The 18887-nt window shown below is 63.5% G+C and carries 22 protein-coding genes and 1 pseudogene; 9 read left to right on the forward strand and 14 right to left on the reverse strand.

The window, feature by feature from the left end:
* Window positions 1-170: 170 nt before the first annotated feature.
* Window positions 171-2087 (forward strand): tetratricopeptide repeat protein, encoded by a 1917-nt coding sequence (locus tag QAZ22_RS24145; RefSeq protein WP_278203241.1) that lies wholly within the window; start codon window positions 171-173, stop codon window positions 2085-2087.
* Between the two features lie 289 nt (window positions 2088-2376).
* Here the strand turns inward: QAZ22_RS24145 and QAZ22_RS24150 are convergent, their stop codons facing one another.
* Window positions 2377-2610: a hypothetical protein gene (locus QAZ22_RS24150; protein WP_278203242.1), complete on the reverse strand. Its 234-nt coding sequence runs from the start codon at window positions 2608-2610 to the stop codon at window positions 2377-2379.
* Window positions 2611-3146: 536 nt separating this feature from the next.
* On the opposite strand from QAZ22_RS24150, the gene QAZ22_RS24155 reads away from it, so the two are divergent.
* The 5 genes from QAZ22_RS24155 (at window position 3147) to QAZ22_RS24175 (ending at window position 4876) form a co-directional block, all read left to right on the forward strand.
* A complete protein-coding gene (locus QAZ22_RS24155; protein WP_347566955.1) occupies window positions 3147-3248 on the forward strand; it encodes a KGG domain-containing protein in 102 nt (33 codons plus the stop codon).
* A gap of 228 nt (window positions 3249-3476) precedes the next feature.
* Window positions 3477-3968: a hypothetical protein gene (locus QAZ22_RS24160; protein WP_278203243.1), complete on the forward strand. Its 492-nt coding sequence runs from the start codon at window positions 3477-3479 to the stop codon at window positions 3966-3968.
* A 68-nt stretch (window positions 3969-4036) separates the two neighbouring features.
* A complete protein-coding gene (locus QAZ22_RS24165; protein WP_278208015.1) occupies window positions 4037-4282 on the forward strand; it encodes a hypothetical protein in 246 nt (81 codons plus the stop codon).
* A 25-nt stretch (window positions 4283-4307) separates the two neighbouring features.
* Window positions 4308-4505: a hypothetical protein gene (locus tag QAZ22_RS24170; protein ID WP_278203244.1), complete on the forward strand. Its 198-nt coding sequence runs from the start codon at window positions 4308-4310 to the stop codon at window positions 4503-4505.
* A gap of 50 nt (window positions 4506-4555) precedes the next feature.
* Complete coding sequence (locus QAZ22_RS24175; protein ID WP_278203245.1) at window positions 4556-4876, forward strand: plasmid stabilization protein; 321 nt, start codon at window positions 4556-4558, stop codon at window positions 4874-4876.
* Between the two features lie 49 nt (window positions 4877-4925).
* Here QAZ22_RS24175 and QAZ22_RS24180 read toward each other — a convergent pair whose 3' ends face one another.
* The 4 genes from QAZ22_RS24180 to QAZ22_RS24195 all read right to left on the reverse strand — a co-directional run bounded on the left by QAZ22_RS24180 (window position 4926) and on the right by QAZ22_RS24195 (window position 8316).
* Window positions 4926-5465 carry a hypothetical protein gene (locus QAZ22_RS24180; RefSeq protein ID WP_278203246.1) on the reverse strand — a complete coding sequence of 180 codons (540 nt, stop codon included), beginning with the start codon at window positions 5463-5465 and terminating at the stop codon, window positions 4926-4928.
* Between the two features lie 135 nt (window positions 5466-5600).
* Entirely contained in the window at window positions 5601-5756 is a 156-nt protein-coding gene (locus QAZ22_RS24185) for a hypothetical protein (RefSeq protein ID WP_278203247.1), read from the reverse strand.
* A complete protein-coding gene (locus QAZ22_RS24190; protein ID WP_278203248.1) occupies window positions 5757-6122 on the reverse strand; it encodes a hypothetical protein in 366 nt (121 codons plus the stop codon).
* Window positions 6123-6210: 88 nt separating this feature from the next.
* Entirely contained in the window at window positions 6211-8316 is a 2106-nt protein-coding gene (locus QAZ22_RS24195) for an EAL domain-containing protein (protein WP_278203249.1), read from the reverse strand.
* Between the two features lie 314 nt (window positions 8317-8630).
* Between QAZ22_RS24195 and QAZ22_RS24200 the strand changes: the two genes are divergently transcribed.
* Window positions 8631-9734, forward strand: a complete 1104-nt coding sequence (locus tag QAZ22_RS24200) for an IS4 family transposase (protein WP_278203250.1) — start codon at window positions 8631-8633, stop codon at window positions 9732-9734.
* 323 nt (window positions 9735-10057) lie between these two features.
* Here QAZ22_RS24200 and QAZ22_RS24205 read toward each other — a convergent pair.
* From QAZ22_RS24205 to QAZ22_RS24245, 9 genes and pseudogenes are all read right to left on the reverse strand, one after another.
* Window positions 10058-10197: pseudogene (locus QAZ22_RS24205) on the reverse strand (amidohydrolase); the annotation flags it as partial.
* Between the two features lie 24 nt (window positions 10198-10221).
* Entirely contained in the window at window positions 10222-11196 is a 975-nt protein-coding gene (locus QAZ22_RS24210; RefSeq protein ID WP_278203251.1) for a branched-chain amino acid ABC transporter permease, read from the reverse strand.
* Window position 11197: 1 nt separating this feature from the next.
* Window positions 11198-12085, reverse strand: coding sequence for a branched-chain amino acid ABC transporter permease (locus QAZ22_RS24215; RefSeq protein ID WP_278203252.1), 888 nt, complete (start codon window positions 12083-12085; stop codon window positions 11198-11200).
* A gap of 319 nt (window positions 12086-12404) precedes the next feature.
* Window positions 12405-13115, reverse strand: coding sequence for an ABC transporter ATP-binding protein (locus tag QAZ22_RS24220; RefSeq protein WP_278203253.1), 711 nt, complete (start codon window positions 13113-13115; stop codon window positions 12405-12407).
* Window positions 13102-13860: an ABC transporter ATP-binding protein gene (locus tag QAZ22_RS24225; RefSeq protein ID WP_278207929.1), complete on the reverse strand. Its 759-nt coding sequence runs from the start codon at window positions 13858-13860 to the stop codon at window positions 13102-13104. Before QAZ22_RS24225 ends, QAZ22_RS24220 begins: the two co-directional genes overlap by 14 nt.
* Before the next feature lie 44 nt (window positions 13861-13904).
* Window positions 13905-15113 carry an ABC transporter substrate-binding protein gene (locus QAZ22_RS24230; RefSeq protein ID WP_278203254.1) on the reverse strand — a complete coding sequence of 403 codons (1209 nt, stop codon included), beginning with the start codon at window positions 15111-15113 and terminating at the stop codon, window positions 13905-13907.
* Between the two features lie 217 nt (window positions 15114-15330).
* Window positions 15331-16389: a nucleotidyltransferase domain-containing protein gene (locus QAZ22_RS24235; protein ID WP_278203255.1), complete on the reverse strand. Its 1059-nt coding sequence runs from the start codon at window positions 16387-16389 to the stop codon at window positions 15331-15333.
* A gap of 174 nt (window positions 16390-16563) precedes the next feature.
* A complete protein-coding gene (locus QAZ22_RS24240; protein ID WP_278203256.1) occupies window positions 16564-17271 on the reverse strand; it encodes an SDR family NAD(P)-dependent oxidoreductase in 708 nt (235 codons plus the stop codon).
* A gap of 63 nt (window positions 17272-17334) precedes the next feature.
* On the reverse strand, window positions 17335-17931 hold the full coding sequence (locus tag QAZ22_RS24245) for a YdeI/OmpD-associated family protein (RefSeq protein ID WP_278203257.1): 597 nt from the start codon (window positions 17929-17931) through the stop codon (window positions 17335-17337).
* 224 nt (window positions 17932-18155) lie between these two features.
* On the opposite strand from QAZ22_RS24245, the gene QAZ22_RS24250 reads away from it, so the two are divergent.
* Window positions 18156-18344, forward strand: coding sequence for a type II toxin-antitoxin system HicA family toxin (locus QAZ22_RS24250; RefSeq protein ID WP_278203258.1), 189 nt, complete (start codon window positions 18156-18158; stop codon window positions 18342-18344).
* A gap of 12 nt (window positions 18345-18356) precedes the next feature.
* Complete coding sequence (locus tag QAZ22_RS24255; protein ID WP_278203259.1) at window positions 18357-18791, forward strand: type II toxin-antitoxin system HicB family antitoxin; 435 nt, start codon at window positions 18357-18359, stop codon at window positions 18789-18791.
* The last annotated feature ends 96 nt before the right edge of the window (window positions 18792-18887 follow it).

Genomic DNA, 18887 nt, shown 5'->3' on the forward strand with positions numbered 1-18887 from the left:
CTGGCCGCTGCCCGAAAGCAGACCTCGTTGTATGCGACGTTGGAGCTGCAGTCCGCGCCTACCGCACCAGAATAGCCTGAGTGCAGCCTCGACTTTGCCTTCAAAAGATTTGCGCGACTTGCATTCGACAGCAGGATAAATTCCATTCGACCGAACTTCGGAGAGGGCAGGTGGAACGCAGACTAACCGCCATTCTCGCCGCGGATGTGGTGGGTTACAGTCGCCTCATGGGCTTGGACGAGGCCGGCACGCTCGCCGATTTGAACCATCATCGGACAGAATTATTCAACACCAGCGTTGCGAGGCACCATGGACGCATCGTCAAGCTGACAGGCGACGGCCTGCTCATCGAGTTTTCAAGCGTGGTGAATGCAGTTGCCTGCGCGGTGGATATCCAGCGCGGCATGCGCGACCGAAACCGCGACGTGCCGCCCGGTCGCCGCATCGAGTTCCGCATCGGTGTCAATCTGGGCGATGTGATTGTTGAAAATGACGATATTTTCGGCGACGGCGTCAACCTGGCGGCTCGACTGGAGGCATTCGCAGAGCCGGGTGGCATCTCTATTTCCGGCTCCGTTCGCGACCATGTTGGCAGCCGGCTTGATCTCGTATTCGAAGACATGGGCGAACGGTCTTTGAAGAATATTGACCGGCCGGTTCGCGTCTATAACATTTTGCTCGGCGCTGCCGCCGGCGCCGATGACCGCGCTCCCTCTTCCAAGGATCGATGGGATAGTGCAAGGCCGCGCATTGCAGTACTGCCATTCAATAATATGAGTGGTGACCCTGAGCAGGAGTACTTCTCCGACGGAATAACCGAGGACATCATCACCGATCTGTCGAAAGTATCCGGCCTTTACGTCGTCGCCCGCAATACGGTCTTTACCTACAAAGGCAAGCCAATCAGGGTGCAGCAGGCGGCACTGGAACTCGACGTCAAATTTGTGCTCGAGGGCAGCGTTCGGAAGGCGGGGCAGCGCGTGCGGGTCACCGGGCAGCTCATCGATGCGGCGGATGGTGGGCATATCTGGGCTGACCGCTACGATCGGGACTTGATCGACATCTTCGCGATCCAAGACGAGATCACCCGCACCATTGTCGAACAACTTAAGGTCAGGCTTCTCCCCGAGGAGAAGAAAGCGATAGAGAAAGCATCAACCGCAAATGTGGAGGCCTATACTTATTATCTCAAAGGGCGAGAACTCTTCCGGGAATGGACCAAATCGCACCTGCTTTCGGCGCGCCGAATGTTTGCGATGGCCGCGACATTGGACCCGGACTACGGGCGCGCATATGCCGGCATAGCCGCATGCGACGCGACCCTTTTTGTATGGCACTCCGAGAAGGTATCGCCGGAGGCAATCATGAAAACGAGCGCCAAGGCTATTGCGCTCGATCCAGGTCTTGCGGAGGCTCATGCTTCGCTTGGCCTGGCACTTCAGCATGACGGCCGCACCGATGAGGCTACTGCAGCCTTTGAACAGGCGCTTTCCGTGGATCCCAACTCGTTTGAGGCGAATTTCTTCTATGCGCGGCTTTGCTATCTCAAGGGCGACTTTGCCGCGTCGGCGGTATACAGCGAACGCGCCGCCGAGATTCATCCCGATGACTACATGCCTTCGTATTTCCTGGCATCAGTGTATCGCGGGCTCGGGCGCTTCGCGGAAGCCGAGCGATGCGCACGCAAATCGCTCCAACTCGCGGAAGAGATGCTGGCGCTACATCCTGAAAATGGCGGGCCTGCCCACCGGGCAGCGCTTTTGCTTGCGTATCTGGGTGAAGCCGGGAGGGTGAGGAATTTGATCGCTCGCGCCCTTGTCATCGATCCTGACGATCTCGCCGGCCGCTACAACATCGCGGCCGCTCTTTCTGTCATAGGCGATCATGACGAAGCGTTGGACCATCTCGAAAAATTTGCGCTGCATACCAACCCGCTCCAGCTATCTCTGATCAGCAACGAGCCCGACTTCGACCCGATCCGCAATCACCCACGCTTTCGGAAAATATTTGCCGGCCTTGACGAGAAACGAGCAGTGAACGCCACGTCCCTCATTCCTGGAGTGTCCGAGGCTGGGTCTAAAGGGTAACTGCCCGAACGATATCAATCGAGTTGCTCTGCCAGAGCAGGCCGGCCGGTTAGCGATGACAGCTTATGGACGTAAGGCAGACGAACGCTCCTAAACGCCAAGCGACCGCAAGGGTCATGGGGGTGAATTCGGCTGCGGCGAGCGAGCGTCCGCCTCGGGGACAGAAGAGGTATTCCCCGTCGGGTACCAAGCGTCAGATTTCTACCACTAGCTCTTTGTCGGAGCATGATCGTGTCCGGAAGCCAGCTCCCACTTTTGCGTTCGCTGACCTTCGGTTCGGGATCACGCCCTAAAGCGCGTAGGCCAGGGTGAGATAGATCGCCGGCGCGACGATCAGGCAGAGCGCCATCACGATCACCACGGCATTGCCCAGACGCTCGGCGCGCCTGGCTATGTCGGCAACGTCGTCATCATCATTGATGAGTTGGAGGATCGAGATGTCGGCGAGAGCGGAGAGATGATTGTCGTTTGCGGGGTGGCTTTCAGGCTCTCGGAGTTGGGGCTTGGCAGAAATGAAAGTCAAACGTCGTCTCGCTTTCGAAACCGGCAAAGCGGCTTCCTTGTCCGATGATTTTTGGGTTCCGACGGTATTGGGCGCCCGCCTTTGCGCGGAAATGGCGGGCACCCAAAATGCCGACGACGGAGGAGAATCCATCGACGACCGCTCACCAACTCAAAGCTTTTGCTTTGGTTGCCGTCAACGGCCCAATGCGCGGGCCACTCGGACTTCAGTCGTAGGGGCCGTTCGGACCGTCGCCCCCGCGCACACGCCCATGCCGATCGGCCAGCGCATACGAGACTTCGCGCCAGCGTCCTGGGGTGCAGGATTCACGAAATATTTCGCGGGGGAACATCGATCGCGGGCATCGGTTCTCCTTACTCAAGGATGTCAGACCTCCTTGAATTCACCCCGAAGACCAATCCCCAACCAATGGAGCAGTAGATATGCCTAATCAAGGCGGAACTCACGAACAGCATGTCAGGGCCGGCCAGCAGAGCCACAAGAACCGCGACGACCAGCATCGCCGCAGCGGCCAACAGCAGGCCGAGGACCGCAACATGCGCCAGCAGAGCGCTGGTCAGCACAGGGGCGGCAGCGGCAATTTCGCCGAAGACCGCCGGCGTGCCTCGGAAGCCGGCCGCAAGGGCGGCCAGTCCTGACCCGGCCGCAAGGGCGGCCAGCCGATAGTGAAGCTGCGTTCCCGCGATCCCTTCGCGGGTGCGCCGCCTCTTCAGCAATTCCAGGAAGGCGCGCAGCGGTTTTCGTTCGCAGCTGCGCTGCCGCGCCAAGCCTCCCGCCCCAAGCGATTGGAACTTCTTCCTTTCCCCCCGGTTCCTAAAACACCCGGCGGCCGCCGCTGCCAAGAGGATGTTTCAACGGAGGCACTCATGTCCATGCGCACACTTCATCCCGAGCGCGTCGACGAGACACGTATGCATGCCTATTCGATCTTCGCTCCGCTGCTGATCAATGCACTGGCGCAGACGCTGGAGCGCCGCCAGGGCATGAAGGAGCTGGACAAGCTCGAGGCATCGCTTCTGCGCCTCATCGAGGAAACCGTCGTCGCCGCGCCGGATGGCGACGCGCTGAAGGAGTTCGCGGTCGAGCTCGTCACCTCGACGCTGCGCAATGTGCGCGAACATCCTGATGCCAAGCATGATCTGGAGGAGATCGACAACCGCCGCACGCAAGGGCGGTCGGAGATTCCGGCGACGCTGGAGGAACAGCTTCAGTCCGGCCTGGAGGATAGTTTCCCGGCCAGCGATCCGCCTGCGGTCGTGTCCACCGCCATCACCGGGGGCTCGAAGACTATCGTCGGAACCGACGAGGTGCTGCGCCGCAAGAAGGCGGCCTCGAAGCGCGAGCGGCATCCCAAGTAAGCGGAGCTGGTCCGGCGAACGGAACAACTCCCCGGCCCGAGGGTTGGTCCAATAGCGGAAGGAGAAAAATGATGCACAGGAAAGAACTTCCGAACCGACCGGGCGCCGGTCACTCGCCATCGTCGAGCAGGTTGTCCAGTCATTCGCCGTCGTCCAATCAATTGCCGACCAAGGGCGGCGAGGATCCGGACGTGCGCTTCCTGGCCGAGAACAGCGACCTCTCGCCGAGGCAGGCGCGCGAGCTGATCCGTGAGCACGGGCACGACCGTGACGAGCTTTTGAGGATCGCGCGCACCATGAAGGCCGAGGGCTGATCGCGCTGCGGAAAGAGAGGCAAAAATGAGCAATTCACCGAAGAAGGGATCACCGGGAACGTCCGACCAGTGGCCGCGCTGGGAAGGCCCGGAAGAGAACCGCCCGCCCGGCTACCTGCCGGCCAAGGATGATCCAGACGAGGATCGAGACGCAGCCGGCGAGAACAACAAGGATCCCGAGCGATCCGACTTGGGCGACGTCGCCAAGAAGAAAGGCTCCTAGGATTTTGGCCTTCACCCTTGAACGTCACTCAGCGCAACAGGAGAAGAAGAATGCCACGCGGAGACAAATCGAAATACACCGACAAACAGGAACGCAAGGCGGACCACATCGCCGAAGGCTACGAGAGCCGCGGCGTGTCCGAGAAGGAAGCCGAACGGCGCGCCTGGGCGACCGTCAACAGGGACGACGCCGGCGGCAAGAAGGAAGGCGGCTCCGGCCGCGGCAAGCACACCGGCAATCCTGCGGCGCACAAGGGCGGCAGAATGGGCGGCAATGCGTCGGGTGAGAGGTCGGCGGCGGCGCGGTCGGCGTCGGCCAAGAAGGCCGCGGCAACCCGCAAGCGCAACGCGGAACGCCACGCGCATCATTGATGCGGACGCCGGAGCTGCTGATCTTCCCCCTTGTGGAGGAGATCAGCTATCAGCCGCCATACAGCCCGATTTCGTCCGGCTGCAGCGAGGCGGTACTCGCCTCATCCTTGCCATGATCACCCAGGTGTTTTGCCAGCGCGGCGTCCAGCCTGTCGCTGTCGCCGCCTTGCGGATCGACGATCGCGTTGACCAGCATATCGAGCGAAATGCCAAGCTGGTCCAGGCCGAGCTGCCTTTCGATTTCGGCGACCGCGGAGGGAGACTGCCGTTTCATGGCTTCGACCGCGTTCTTGACGGCCGAAGCATAGGACGTCACGGATTCGTAGTCGGCCTGGTCGATGCCGAACTCCTTGCCTGCCCGCTCCATCAGCCGGACCTTTATCGCCGTGACGTTGAGGCTGTTCACGCTGAACATGGATCGGGAGATTTTGGCCTGCGCCTGGATTAGCGGCGAGCCGGCGCCGTCGGGTTCGGCAGCGCGATTGATGCTCGATATGAGACGATCCGCGGCCGATCTGGGCGCCGGCGCCGGATGTTGCTGCTGCAGGACCAGAAGGGCGGCGCTGTTCAGCGTGGGAGGTGCAGACATTGCTGGCCTCGAGGGCGCCCATCCGTCATGGAATGGACGCCGGATAGTCGAGCCAAGACGTCATGCCTTGAGCAAAGCAAAAAGCCGGTTCGGCACGCCAGTAGCACAATTGTCCTAAGAATTTCCTAGAGCGGTTTACCGTTTCATGGAAACGGCAAACCGCTCTATCTCTCTGTTTTGCCGCAATTCCAGACCGACGGCTACGGCGAAGTCGCCGAGCCCGACCGTTTCCACTTTTCCTGGAATTGCTTTAGTGGCGATGGTCTCTCCGTCGGGGAGATTGACGCTCAATCAGTCGTCGCCGCCGCTGTCGCCGCCGTCATGACCGCCGCTATCACCGCCACCATCATGGCCGCCGCTGTCGCCGCCATCGTGGTCGCCGTCATGATCGCCGCCCTGGTGATCGCCGTCCTCATCGTCGCCCTGGTCGCCTTCATGCGAGCCCGACTCGACGCCGTCGGCCTGATGGTCGGTCTCGTCATTCTCGGTGGCTTCGTGGTCGCCGTCGACGCTGGTGGTGGTGATCTGGTCGTCGTCATCCTCGGTCGCAGCCGCCGACACCTGGCCGCCATGGTCGGAGCCTGCGTATGACGGCTGCGCCGCACAGATGCCGAGCAGGCCGATCGCGGTCGCCGCCAGCAAGGGAAGGTTCTTCATCAGTCGCTCCGATCTGTTTTCAGGTGCGGATCATTGCCCCGGCGGATTACGGCGCGCTTAAGCAAGTGATCGCAATTTTAGCAGTCGCTTATTTTATGCCGCCCATCCTGGCACGCGGCCTTTCGAGCGCGGCCCGCGCCACGATCGCCTCCAGAGGCTCGGGCCGGTGCAGGAGATAGCCCTGGCCATAGGCGACGCCCATGCCGATGAGGATCTCCAGCGCGTTCCCTTCCTCGATCTTTTCGGCCACGACCGCGCAGTCCATCGAGCGGGCGATGCCGGTGATCGCCGAGACGATCTCGCGGTCGAAGCGGCTGTCGGCGATGTGCTCGACGAAGGAGCCGTCGATCTTGATGGCGTCGATGGGGAAGCGCCGCAGATATTCGAAGGAGCTCATGCCGGCGCCGAAATCGTCGAGGCTGACGCGGCAACGGCGCTGCCTGGCCTTGCGCACGAATTCTTCCGCCGCGTCGAAATTGGTGACGGCGGCTGTCTCGGTGATCTCGAAGCCGATGGCCGATGGCGGCGCGCCGCTTTCGGCCATCGCCTGATCGACGAAATCCCAAAGCTGCGGATCGGAGAGCGTCTGCGCGGAGAGGTTGAAGTCGAGCGAGATGGCGCCGGAGAGCATCGCCTTGCCATGGCGCGACAGCGCCGTGCGAATGATCCAGCGGTCGAGCCGGGCGGCAAGGCCGAAGCGCTCGGCCACCGGTATGAACTCGCCCGGCGGGATCAGCTTGCCGTTGCGGCCTTCGAGCCGCGCCAGCACCTCGACATGGCGGCTCTCTTCCCAGGGCCTGCCCAGGCGATGGATCTCCTGGCCGAACAGCTTCAGCCTGCCGTCCTCCATCGCGTCGACCAGCTTGGCGGCAAGCCGCGCGGCGTTGAGACCGCCGGAACCCGAGGCCGTTTCGGGAGCGAACACCGCGAAACGGTCGCGCCCACCGGCCTTGGCGACGTAGCAGGCGTCGTCGGCGCAGGCCAGCGCGTCGGCCACCGTCATCCTGGGATCGCGCACGAAGGCGATGCCGATGCTGGCCGCCAACCTGCGGGACGTCGCGGCGGAGCCAAGGTCGGCGTCGCGCACCGCGGCGAGCACGGCGCGGGCGAGCCGCTCGGCGCAGGCGTCGTCGCAGTTCGGCACCAGCAGCGCGAACTCGTCGCCGCCGAGGCGCGCGGCATGCGCCGTGGGCGGCAGGCTGGCGCGGATGCCCGCGGCGACGCTCTTCAGCGCGATATCGCCCGCGGCATGGCCGGCATAGTCGTTGAGCGCCTTGAAGTAGTCGAGGTCGACGTAGAACACGGCGAGCGGCAGCCGGTTCGCGGCGCCGATGTTTTCGGCCAGCAGCCGGTCGAAGGCGGCGCGGTTCCACAGCCCGGTCAGCGCGTCGTGGTGGGCGGCGTAGGCGAGCTCCTCGGCGCGCTTCTTCTCGTCGGTGATGTCGCGCACGGTGCCGAGGATCTGCCCGGCGGAACCGGCGGCGGCGATGAAGCGCACCAGCGACTCGACATGGCGGACCACGCCGTCGCGCCGCACGATGCGGTACTGCGTGGCGGTAACGCTTTCCGAACCGGGCGGCGGCAGGTGGGCGCGCTCGGTCGCCTCCTTGTCGTCCGGGTGGAGATAGGTGTGCCAGAGATCGGCCGTCACCTCGTCGGTGTCGCTGACCAGGCCGAAGATCTCCCTGGTGCGCGCGTCCCAATAGCTCTTGTTGGTGCCGATGTCGTAGTGCCAGATGCCGGTGCCGCTGGCGGCGAGCGCGAGACGAAAGCGGACATTGACCTGCTCCAGCGCGGCCTCGGCCTCCTTCTGCTTCGTAATGTCGGTCTGCACGCCCATCAGCCGCAGCGGCTTGCCCTCGGCGTCGCGCTCGACGATGCCGCCGCGGTCGAGCACCCAGACCCAATGGCCGTCCTTATGCTTCAGGCGCAGTTCCGTCTCGATGGAATCGACGAGGCCGGCAATGTGACGGTCGCCGCTCGCCAGCGCCCGCTCGCGGTCGTCGGGATGGGTGAGCTTCAGCCAGAGATCGGACGTGTTGGCGAGCTCGCCCTCGGCATAGCCCAGCATCCGCGACCAGGTCGGCGAATAATAGCAGTCGCCGGTCGCGAGGTTCCAGTCCCAAAGGCCAAGCTGGGCGCGGTCGAGCGCCAGCGCCCAGAATTCGCCCTTGCGTTTCTCGTCGTCCGCCATGCCCTGGTTTTCTTCCGTCCCCCGTCTGACCATTGTGCACGGAACGAAAGAAGAAAGGGTTACCGGGTCGGAGCCGACGGATGGCGCCGCCTATCGGCTTCGTCATCCTAGGGCGAAGCAAGGAGCGAAGCGACGCGGCGAAGACCCTAGGATCCATGCCGTGACGCTGAGGCGTTGCAACGGTTGCAGAATTCTGCACCGCAGCACTTTACGTCGATCGTCACGGCATGGATCCTCGGGTCAAGCCCTGGGTCAAGCCCCATAGGCGCTAACTTAGGCTTGACGGTGATCGTGGTGAGTGATTCACCGTGGTCATGAGCGATTCGCTGCAAGCCTTGGATTGGGACGAGCTGGTCGGACGATTGGGCTCGGCGGAAGAGTTGGAGACCAGCGCGCGGGAGGCTGGGGCGCTGCTGCGCAAACGGCAGGTGGCTAGCGCTGCTGACCTGCTGCGGCTGTGTTTTGCCTATGTGCTGGGTCGCTTCTCGCTTCGGATGCTGGCTGGTTGGGCCGAGCAGCGGGGAGTGGCGTCGATGTCCGACGTGGCGATGCTGAAGCGTCTGAAGGCCAGTGCTGATTGGGTGGGCGGCCTGGTTTCGGAATTGCTTGCCGAGCGCTGCCCCGAAGCCTTCGCCGGCTTGTACGGAGGCCTGCGGATGATGGCGGTGGACGCCACGGTAGTTGCGCCGCCTGGTCCCAAGCGGGTCTATTGGATGGTGCACACGGTGTTTGATCTTGCAACGCTGAAGCTCTGTTCGGTGGAGGTCACGGATCGCCATGAAGCCGAGCGGCTGTCGCGCGGCGCCAGGGCCGGAGAGCTTCGGATCGCCGACCGTGCCCACGCCAAGGCCGACGATCTGGCTCGGGTAATCGAGGCAGGGGCTGATTTTCTGGTTCGTGCCCCTTCAAACTATCCACGCCTGCTGGATGGCCAAGGCCGGCTATTGGATCGCTTGGCGCTGTGCCGTGAAGCGGGCAAGAAGGGCGTGCTCGATCTTTCGGTGGGCGTCCAGGACGGCAAGTCCAGGGTCGCGATACCCGCTCGGGTGGTGATCCTGCCCATGCCGCCCGAGGCGGCTGAGAAGGCCAGACGAGCGGCGCGCCGTTTGGCGGCCAAGGCGAGATACAAACCCAGCCAGGCCGGCATCGAGATGGCCGGCTATCTGGTGCTGTTGACATCGCTGCCGCCGGATGACTGGCCGCCTGAGCGGCTCGCCTCGACCTATCGTCTGCGATGGCAGATCGAGCTGGCGTTCAAACGCATGAAGTCGCTGGTGGGTCTGGAAGATCTCCGCGCAAAGGATCCCGACCTGGCTCGCCTGTGGATCAACACCGCTCTGCTGGCCGCCCTGCTGGCCGAAGATGACCTGCCGGCCCTCGATCCCGAGGCGCCGGACTCTCTCCCCCTGGCCGCCTGAACCGATCCGCCCTGCCGATCTGGCGTCTCGTGGCCTTGGCAATCTCCAACATCTCGATGGCTGTATTACTGGGGCCTACCAGGTTGATCTCCCTCGACATGCTGCTCCACCGCTTGCGCGAACCACCCCGACGACGACGCGCCATCGCACATCGATTGCTAAGTTAGCGCCTATGGGGTCAAGCCCGAGGATGACGAAGCGATGGGGCGCCTCAGAACCAAATGCCGAAACGCTGGCGGGACAGCGCCCCCCTCCGCCCTGCCCGTCCTCCGCAGCAGCTGAGGAGGGTGGACCGGGCATCTCCCCCACAAGGGGGGAGATCGCTAACCGCCCACCGCCAGCCGTCTCCTCACCACCGCGGCATGAAACGTGCTCCGTGCAGCAGGCCTTCGTCGTTGAAGTCGTAGGCCGGGTTGTGCAGCGGCGCCGAGTTGCCGTTGCCGAGGAAGACGAAGCAGCCGGGATGTCGCGGTCGCTTTCGCCAACTTCACCCCTCGCCCCTTTGCCGCCCCAGCCATCGCGCATAGACCTCCCCGACAATCCCGCGCCGGAAGATCAGTACGCAGACCATGAAGATCAGGCCGGTGGCGATGGTCACCGGGAAGCCGGAGGTGGCAAGCGTGTTTTCGAGCCCGACGACCAGGCCGGCGCCGACCACCGGGCCGACCATGGTGCCGATGCCGCCGAGCAGCGTCATCAGGATCACCTCGCCCGACATCTGCCAGGTCACGTCCGTCAGCGTGGCGAACTGGAAGACGATCGCCTTCACCGCGCCGGCAAGGCCGGCAAGGGTGGCCGACATGACGAAGGCGGCGAGCTTGTAGCGGCCGACCGAATAGCCCAGCGAAATGGCGCGGTTCTCGTTCTCCCGGATCGAGCGCAGGATCATGCCGAAGGGCGAGTGGACGATGCGCCAGATGGCGAAGACGCCGATCAGGAAGACGGCGAGCACGAAGAAATACATGTTCATCGGCACGTTGAGATCGAGGATGCCGAAGAGATGGCCGCGCGCAATGCCCTGGATGCCGTCCTCGCCCTCGGTGAACGGCGCCTGAACGCAGAAGAAATAGAACATCTGCGCCATCGCCAGCGTGATCATCGCGAAATAGATGCCCTGCCGGCGGATGGCGAGGAAGCCGACGACGAGACCCATTGCCGCCGCACCCGCGGTGCCGAGCAGGATGCCGGCCTCGGGCGGCCAGCCCCAGGCCTTCACCGCATAGGCGCAGAAATAGGCCGCGCCGCCGAAGAAGGCGGCGTGGCCGAAGGAGAGCAGGCCGGTGTAGCCGAGCAGCAGGTTGAAGGCGCAGGCGAACAGCGCGAAGCACAGCATCTTCATCACGAAGATCGGGTAGATGACGAAAGGCGCCGCGAGGAGCGCCGCTATGCCCAGGGCCACCAGAGCCCTTTCCAGCCGCATGGAGGCGGCGGCGCGCGCTTCGTGAAGGGTCGCCTCGCTCATGTCAGGCGTCCCTTCCGAACAGGCCAGCCGGCCGAAGCAGCAGCACGACCGCCATGATGACGAAGACGACGAGGTTGGAGGCTTCGGGGTAAAAAACCTTGGTCAGGCCCTCGGCGAGGCCGAGCATGTAGCCGGTGACGATGGCCCCTAAGATCGAGCCCATGCCGCCGACCACGACGACGGCGAAGACGACGATGATCAGGTCCGAGCCCATCAGCGGGCTGACCTGGTAGACGGGCGCGGCGAGGATGCCGGCAAGGCCCGCCAGCGCCGCACCCAGCCCGTAGGTGAGCGTGAGCAAGAGCGGCACGTTGACGCCGAATGCCTGCACCAGTTCGGGGTTCTCGGTGGCGGCGCGCAAGTAGGAGCCGAGCCTGGTCTTCTCGATCAGCAGCCAGGTGCCGATGCAGACGATGAGCGAGGCCACCACCACCCAGCCGCGATAGTTGGGCAGGAACATGAAGCCGAGATTGGTGCCGCCGGCAAGCAGCGTCGGCACCGCATAGGGGTTGCCGGAGACGCCGTAGTAGTAGCGGAACACGCCTTCGATGACGAGCGCCAGGCCAAAGGTGAAGAGCAGGCCGTAGAGGGGATCGAGGCGGTAGAGGCGCGACAGCGCCAGGCGCTCGACGACGATGCCGAACAGGCCGACGGCCAAAGGCACGATGATCAGCGCCGGCCAGTAGCCGATGCCCAAATGGACGAGCAGCAGATAGCCGATGAAGGCGCCGAGCATATAGAGCGCGCCGTGAGCGAAATTGATGATGCGCAGCAGGCCGAAGATGACGGCGAGGCCAAGGCTGAGCATGGCATAGAAGGAGCCGTTGATGAGGCCGACAAGGAGCTGGCCGAGAAGCGCCTGGATGGGGATGCCGAAGATCATGGTCATGGCGCGATCACCGAGAGGCCAGTGGACATCGGCACCTCCAATTGTCCACGTTGCCGCCGCCCCTCACCTGCCTGCCGGCATCCTCTCCCCGTATAGTGACGGGGAGAGGGGCGCTCTCGTCGCCGTTTTCGCCAATCGCCAACGTCGCAGAAAGGAGGCCGGCAGTGCGGGCAGCTCCTTCTCCCCGTCACTATACGGGGAGAAGTGCCCGGCAGGGCGATGAGGGGCAGCGCCGACGCTCGGCAGGTACACGGCAAGACGCGATCTGCGCCCGACCGGCGGCGTCCCGAAGGCGGTGTCTGTTGGCCCATCGTCCCGATCATACCCCCAGCACCTCGTGCAGCTTGTCGGTATGCGCGGAAAGCTGCTCGACCGGAAAGCCCTCCACCACCTTGCCGTGGTCCATCAGATAGAAGCGGTCGGCGATGTGGGCGGCGAAGCGGAAATTCTGCTCGACCAGAAGAGTCGTCATGCCGCGCTTCTTCAGCGTCGCCAGCAATTCGCCGATGCGCTGGACGATGACGGGCGCCAGTCCCTCGGTCGGCTCGTCGAGCAAAAGCATCTCGACGCCGGTGCGAAGAATGCGGGCGATTGCCAGCATCTGCTGCTCGCCGCCGGACAACTTCGTGCCCTGGCTTTTGCGGCGCTCCTTGAGATTGGGGAAGAGCTCGAAGATCTCCTCCACGCTCATGCCGCCCTTGGCCACCACCGGCGGCAGGATCAGGTTCTCGTCGACGGTAAGCGTGGCGAAGATGCCGCGTTCCTCCGGCACGAAGCCGATGCCCTGATGCGCGACGCGGTGGAGCGGCAGACGGATCAGGTCCTTGCCGTTGAAGGTGACGGAGCCGGTACGCTTGCGGATCAGCCCCATGATGGCGCGCAACGTGGTGGTCTTGCCGACGCCGTTGCGGCCGAGCAGCGTCACCGTCTCGCCGCGCTGGACTTCGAGGTTGACGCCGTGCAGCGCGTGGCCCTCGCCATACCAGGCGTGCAGATCGCGCAGGGCAAGCAGCGGCTCACTCATGCTCATGCTCGGTCCCCATGTAAGCGACGCGCACGCGCTCGTCCTGGCTGACCGTCGCATAGTCGCCGGCGGCGAGCACCTGGCCGCGCTGCATGACGGTGATCCAGTCGCAAAGATCGGCGACGACGGTGAGGTTGTGCTCGACCATCAGCACGGCGCGGTCTTTTGCCAGCGAGCGGATGATGCCGGAGATCATCCCGACATCCTCGTGCCCCATGCCCGCCATCGGCTCGTCGAGCAAAAGCACCTTCGGATCGAGCGCCAGCGTGGTGGCGATCTCCAGAACGCGCTTCCGGCCATAGGAGAGGTCGCCGGCCAAACGATGCGCGGCATCGTCCAACCCGACGATGGCGAGCAGCTCGCGCGCCCTCGGCGTGAGCCGGTCCAGCGCCGAGACCGGGCGCCAGAACTGGTAGCCCAGCCCGCCAGGGCGCTGCAGCGCCACGCGCACATTGTCGAGGACGGTCAGGTGCGGAAAGATCGCCGAGATCTGGAAAGAGCGGACCAGCCCCATGCGCGCCACCCTGGCCGGCGGCGTGCGGGTGATGTCGGTGCCGAGCAGCTCGATCCTGCCGCTGGTCGGCTGCAGGAATTTGGTCAACAGGTTGAAGATGGTGGTCTTGCCGGCGCCGTTCGGGCCGATGAGCGCGTGAATCTTGGCGTGATGAACGTCGAGGTCGACATCCTTAACCGCGACGAAACCGGCGAAGTCGCGCCGCAGGCCGCGGGCGGAAAGCACCACCCGCGGCATCTCTTCGCCGCCGTCCGGCCGGACAGCCGTTGCGGTTTCGAGCGTCACTTGGTGACGAGCGGACAGCCGCTTTCCTCGGCCTTCATGAACGCCTTGTCGCCGGGAATGGTCGCCAGATAGGTGTAGTAGTCCCAGTCCTTCTTCGACTCTTCCGGCTTCTTGACCTGGTAGAGATACATGTCGTGCACCATCGAACCGTCGGCCTGCACCTTGCCGTTGGCGGTGAAGACGTCGTTGACCGGCATCTCGTGCAGTTGCTTGGCCACCGCCTCGGTCTCGTCGGTGCCGGCCTTGTCGATGGCCTTGAGGTACTGCGTCACCGCCGAATAGGTGCCGGCCTGGATCATGTTCGGCATGCGGTTGGTGCGCTTGAAGAAGCGGTCCGCGAAATCGCGGCTCTTGTCGTCGCGGTCCCAGTAATAGCCTTCGGTGAGCACGACGCCCTGCGCCGCCTGCAGGCCAAGGCCATGCACCTCGGCCAGCGTGAAGAGAAGAGCTGCCAGCCGCTGGCCGCCGGCGACGATGCCGAACTCGGCCGCCTGCTTGATCGAATTGGAGGTATCGAGGCCGGCATTGGCAAGGCCGATGATCTTGGCGCCGGAGGACTGCGCCTGCAGCAGGAAGGAGGAATAGTCGGTGGAGCCCAGCGGATAACGCACCTCGCCCAGCACCTTGCCGCCGCTGGATTCGACGAGCTTGGCGGTCTGCTCCTTCAGCGAGTAGCCGAAGGCGTAGTCGACGGTGATGAAATACCAGCTGTCGCCGCCCTGCTGCACCAGCGCGCCGCCGGTGCCGACCGCCTGGGAGTGCGTGTCATAGGCCCAGTGGAAGCCATAAGGCGAGCACTGCTTGCCGGTAAGGTCGGTCGAAGCCGCGCCGGTGACGATGTCGATCTTCTTCTTTTCCTTGGAAAGCCCCTGCACGGCGAGCGCGACGGAAGACGTCGTAAGCTCCATGATCGCGTCGACCTGCTCGGTATCGTACCACTGGCGCGCGATGTTGGAGGCAATGTCCGGCTTGTTCTGGTGGTCGGCGCTGACGATCTCGATCGGCGCGCCCTGCACCTTGCCGCCGAAATCCTCGACCGCCATCTTGGCGGCCTCGACCGACCATTTGCCGCCGAAATCGGCATAGACGCCCGACTGGTCGTTGAGGATGCCGATCTTGACCTTGCCGTCGGAAATTTCGCCAGCCGCCGCCGGCATTGCGGACGCCGCAATGAGCGCGGCCGAGACGAGATAGGATGCTTTCACTGGTGGTTCCTCCCTTGTGGCCAACCACGGGAAACGCGGCGGGCCTCGCAATGGTTCAACAGTTCGGTCCGGATTTTGGATTGATCCCGCCTGCCACTCCTCGCCTTGCGAGACCACGCCACCCGTGTGCCTGGGGTGCGCGGGCGCGAGCCTAGCATCACCGTTCGCGGGTCGAGAATGCTATTTTCGTAGCATGGATTGCCAGGTGGCCGGGCGGCTACCAATCAGGCTCGATTGCAGAATCCTCGGAAAGCCCAGGCGACTTTACCGGCAGGAGCGTCCGGATCGCAGCTTCTCGAAGAGGAGCGGGAAAGGCCTTGAGATAGTCGCCGTCCAGTGGAAGCTTCAGGTAGGTGTGAGCAATCGCCGCAGCCGCCTCAGCCTGCTCGCGATCACGGGTCGCCTTGACCGCGGACCGGTCGGGCCGCCTCGCGAGCCATGCCTTGTGAAGCGCAAATATCCTGGGGTCGACCGTAGGTATCCTTACGGGGTAGCCGCGCTCGTCGATAGCGATTGCCTCGGTCTTGGGCGCATTGATGAGCCATTGCAATCCGTCCATTGGAGCGCCGTCGAGATCATCGGCAAGCGGCGTTATCGACGTCGGGGCATTGTCCTTAAGGACATTTCTGGCCTGCGGCCGGATGAGATCGACCAGATAGCCATCCCGGTTTGTCGCCCTGAAGGCCCTGGGCTGGAGCGGCTTGAAGGACCGGTCCACTTTGCGCAACACGCCGATCAGTCCGGACTGCGTTATCTTCGCGCCAGTCACGAAGCTGATCCGGCGGCGCGAGTCGAGGAGCAGGTCGATGTCGCCGGTTGCCGTGAGGCCGCTCGCGATCTGCACACCCGCCAACGCCTCATAGGCGAACAGCGCATTCGTGCCGACGACCAGCAACTGCTTGCCGAGCAGATTCGTTTCGGCGCAGCGCCGCAGTATCCGGGCCGCGATAACGGGCACCCTGCCCAAGCCCATTGCTACATTGACCTTGGCAAGGCCGTTCAGGCGATCGGACAGGCCGGCCAGCAAATCCCTGTTTCGTTCCCTGCCCTCGGAGAAAGCCGAGAACGATTTTTCCGCCTCCTCGCTTCTGGGGCCAAGTGATTTCTCGGTCTGCCCGACCTTACGCAGCAGGTATTCGGCGCCGTTGCGCTCAACCCAGCGCATGCTGCCCGTGAAGCGCCTTTGATGCTCTTCGTCGGCGCTGAGCCAGCTCTCATAAACCTGTTGGGTATCTATGAGTTGGCGGCGCTGTTCGCTTGTCAGCTCTCTAAGCATCCGTTTTCCACTCTGCCGATCCTTTTTGAAAACATAGTGGAAAACTATTAAATAACAATGTCTTGCCTGTCATTTTCCACCATCGATCTTGAATTCTAGCACGGTAGTGGAAAAACGCTTGAAAACAATGGTTTAAATCATAGTTTCGACGGAAACGGCCCCGCAATTCGCCTTTCACCACGGCAGCTTTCTGCCATCGCGGAAGAAGCCGCCCGTCGGGCCGTCATCCGGCAGGGTCGCGGCCCAGACGATGCCGGCCGCGCCTTGCGCGACGGGACGTCCGCCGGGACCGCCCATGTCGGTCGCGACCCAGCCGGGGCAGACCGAATTGACCAAGACGCCCGAGCCGCGCAGCTCGGCCGAAAGGATGCGGGTCAGCGCGTTGAGCGTCGCCTTGCTGGTCGAATAGGCCGGCGCGCCGGCGCCCATCGAGGCGAGCGAGCCGCCTTCGGACGAGACATTGACCAGCCGGCCGTGGCCTGAGGCGCCGAGCAGCGGCGCGAAAGCGACCGCGACGCGCCAGGCGCCGAAGACGTTGGTCTCGAAAGCCTCGCGGATCACGCTCCAGTCGGGCCGCAACGCCCGCGCGGACGGGTCGTAATGGACGGCGGCGTTGTTGACCAGAACGTCGAGCCGGCCGAAGCGACGCTCGACTTCGGCCGCGGCACGGGCGGCAGCGTCGGGCGCCGCGACATCCAGCGCGATCGCCTCGACCTTGCCGCCGAGCTTGCTTGCCGCCGCCTCGCCCTTGGCGAGGTCGCGCACGCCGATGAGCACGGTGAAGCCGAGCCCGGCGAGCTGGCGGGCCGTCTCCAGCCCGATGCCGCGATTGCCGCCGGTGACGAGGGCGACCTTGCCGGAATGATTTGTCTTGCCGGTCATCGTCCTTCTCCCGGACTCATTTGCCTGTTCGCGACCCTTCGAGGGCGGCATTTTTGTCTGCGCTTACTTCTTCTGCGGATGGATCGTCTCGCCGCGCTTCAGCATGGCCACCAGGTCGGCAATCTTCTTCTTGCGCCCCGCCTCGGTCTTCATGTTGTGGGTGCGGAAGGCGAGCGCGAAGCGGTTCTGCGCGGAAAGCTTTGCCAGCATCGCCTTCGCCTCCGGCTCGGCGTCGATCGCCGCCTGCAGATCGGGCGGAATCGTCATCTCCTTCGATCCGCCATAGGCGCGGTCCCAGCGGCCGTCGGCCTTGGCCGCCTCGACCTGTTCGAGGCCATGCTTCGTCATGCGGCCCTCCTCGATCAGGCGGGCGACATTGTCGATGTTGATCCTGCTCCAGATGCTCTTCCTGCCGCGCGGCGTGTAGCGCTGCAGGAAGCTCTTCTCGTCGAGCGACTTGCGCACCGCGTCGATCCAGCCGAAGCAGAGCACGACGTCGATCGCCTCCTTCGGCGTGATCGAGGCAAGACCCGAACCCACCTTGTGAACCTTGATCCAGACCTCGCTTTCGCTGGCGTGATTGTCGGCCAGCCAGGCGTAGAAACTCTCGGCATCAGGGAATTCGCGAACCTTGTCCGGATCGACTTTTATGGGTGCCATTGCCGCCCTCGTTTGCTTATCCCGATCGTTGCAGTCTGGACGATTCCGCGCCACCGCAGCAATAATTGCTACCAGTTTCCGTCAGCGGCCTGGGGCGACCGCTCCGCACGGCACATATGCAAATTGGACGCCAGCCAAAAAGTCATTTTCTTCCACTTTTTCAATTGCTTAGTGAGACTCAACACTTCTGTTGACTTCTACAGATGTGTGGAGTACGCTATCTTATGAATGCGAACGAACTCCGGCGCTGGCTCGCCAAGCAGGGATGCACCTTCGAAACCCACCGTGGTGGGAGCGGTCACCTGACTGTCCGTCTCAAAGGCAAGGTTTCCCAGCTGCCAATGCACGGCGGCGGCAAGGAACTTGGAACGCGCTTGGTCGAGAAGATCAAGAAGGATCTGGGCCTGAAATAGAGGAGGCTGTGTATGTGGTATGAACTCGCCCTCACGCCCGATGACAACGATACCTGGCTGGTTACAGCGCCTCAATTCGATGAGGTCGTGTCCTATGGCGACACCAAGGAAGAAGCTTGCCGGAATGGGCGGAACGCCATCGAGGAGGCGATCGCGGCGCGCATTGCTCATGGCGACGACATTCCCTACCCGCTCAAGGAAACCAAGGGTAAGGGATGGTTCGTCGAGATTCCGGCGCTCATCTTCCTGAAGTCGGCCCTATACATGGCTCTGAGGGAAAAGGGCTGGAGCCGAGCGGATCTGATGCGCGAACTGAAATGCCAGCGGGAACACGTCGATCGTCTGTTCCGCCTCGACCACAACTCACGCCTTGACTCGCTCGAGGAGGCGTTCAAGGCGCTTGGCCACCCGCTTCGCTTCGACATGGAGTTCCACAAGGCCGCCTGACTTTCGTCGGCGGCCGTCTTATCACCATCGGACTCTCGATGACGCTATCGGTTTCTTCCGTTTCCGTTTCGCCCTCTCGCCTGCCACATCACCGTC

Origin of the sequence: Mesorhizobium sp. WSM4906, assembly GCF_029674625.1 — a bacterium.
Taxonomy (GTDB): domain Bacteria; phylum Pseudomonadota; class Alphaproteobacteria; order Rhizobiales; family Rhizobiaceae; genus Mesorhizobium.

What these genes read in the sequence shown, in the direction of transcription:
- QAZ22_RS24240 (WP_278203256.1), bottom strand. Translation starts at nt 17,271, where the DNA reads ATGACCGGCAAGACAAATCATTCCGGCAAGGTCGCCCTCGTCACCGGC.
- QAZ22_RS24245 (WP_278203257.1), bottom strand. Translation starts at nt 17,931, where the DNA reads ATGGCACCCATAAAAGTCGATCCGGACAAGGTTCGCGAATTCCCTGAT.
- QAZ22_RS24210 (WP_278203251.1), bottom strand. Translation starts at nt 11,196, where the DNA reads ATGAGCGAGGCGACCCTTCACGAAGCGCGCGCCGCCGCCTCCATGCGG.
- QAZ22_RS24190 (WP_278203248.1), bottom strand. Translation starts at nt 6,122, where the DNA reads ATGAAGAACCTTCCCTTGCTGGCGGCGACCGCGATCGGCCTGCTCGGC.
- QAZ22_RS24160 (WP_278203243.1), top strand. Translation starts at nt 3,477, where the DNA reads ATGTCCATGCGCACACTTCATCCCGAGCGCGTCGACGAGACACGTATG.
- QAZ22_RS24175 (WP_278203245.1), top strand. Translation starts at nt 4,556, where the DNA reads ATGCCACGCGGAGACAAATCGAAATACACCGACAAACAGGAACGCAAG.
- QAZ22_RS24165 (WP_278208015.1), top strand. Translation starts at nt 4,037, where the DNA reads ATGATGCACAGGAAAGAACTTCCGAACCGACCGGGCGCCGGTCACTCG.
- QAZ22_RS24235 (WP_278203255.1), bottom strand. Translation starts at nt 16,389, where the DNA reads ATGCTTAGAGAGCTGACAAGCGAACAGCGCCGCCAACTCATAGATACC.
- QAZ22_RS24250 (WP_278203258.1), top strand. Translation starts at nt 18,156, where the DNA reads ATGAATGCGAACGAACTCCGGCGCTGGCTCGCCAAGCAGGGATGCACC.
- QAZ22_RS24225 (WP_278207929.1), bottom strand. Translation starts at nt 13,860, where the DNA reads ATGCCGCGGGTGGTGCTTTCCGCCCGCGGCCTGCGGCGCGACTTCGCC.
- QAZ22_RS24215 (WP_278203252.1), bottom strand. Translation starts at nt 12,085, where the DNA reads ATGACCATGATCTTCGGCATCCCCATCCAGGCGCTTCTCGGCCAGCTC.
- QAZ22_RS24200 (WP_278203250.1), top strand. Translation starts at nt 8,631, where the DNA reads ATGAGCGATTCGCTGCAAGCCTTGGATTGGGACGAGCTGGTCGGACGA.
- QAZ22_RS24155 (WP_347566955.1), top strand. Translation starts at nt 3,147, where the DNA reads ATGCGCCAGCAGAGCGCTGGTCAGCACAGGGGCGGCAGCGGCAATTTC.
- QAZ22_RS24220 (WP_278203253.1), bottom strand. Translation starts at nt 13,115, where the DNA reads ATGAGCATGAGTGAGCCGCTGCTTGCCCTGCGCGATCTGCACGCCTGG.
- QAZ22_RS24180 (WP_278203246.1), bottom strand. Translation starts at nt 5,465, where the DNA reads ATGTCTGCACCTCCCACGCTGAACAGCGCCGCCCTTCTGGTCCTGCAG.
- QAZ22_RS24170 (WP_278203244.1), top strand. Translation starts at nt 4,308, where the DNA reads ATGAGCAATTCACCGAAGAAGGGATCACCGGGAACGTCCGACCAGTGG.
- QAZ22_RS24195 (WP_278203249.1), bottom strand. Translation starts at nt 8,316, where the DNA reads ATGGCGGACGACGAGAAACGCAAGGGCGAATTCTGGGCGCTGGCGCTC.
- QAZ22_RS24255 (WP_278203259.1), top strand. Translation starts at nt 18,357, where the DNA reads ATGTGGTATGAACTCGCCCTCACGCCCGATGACAACGATACCTGGCTG.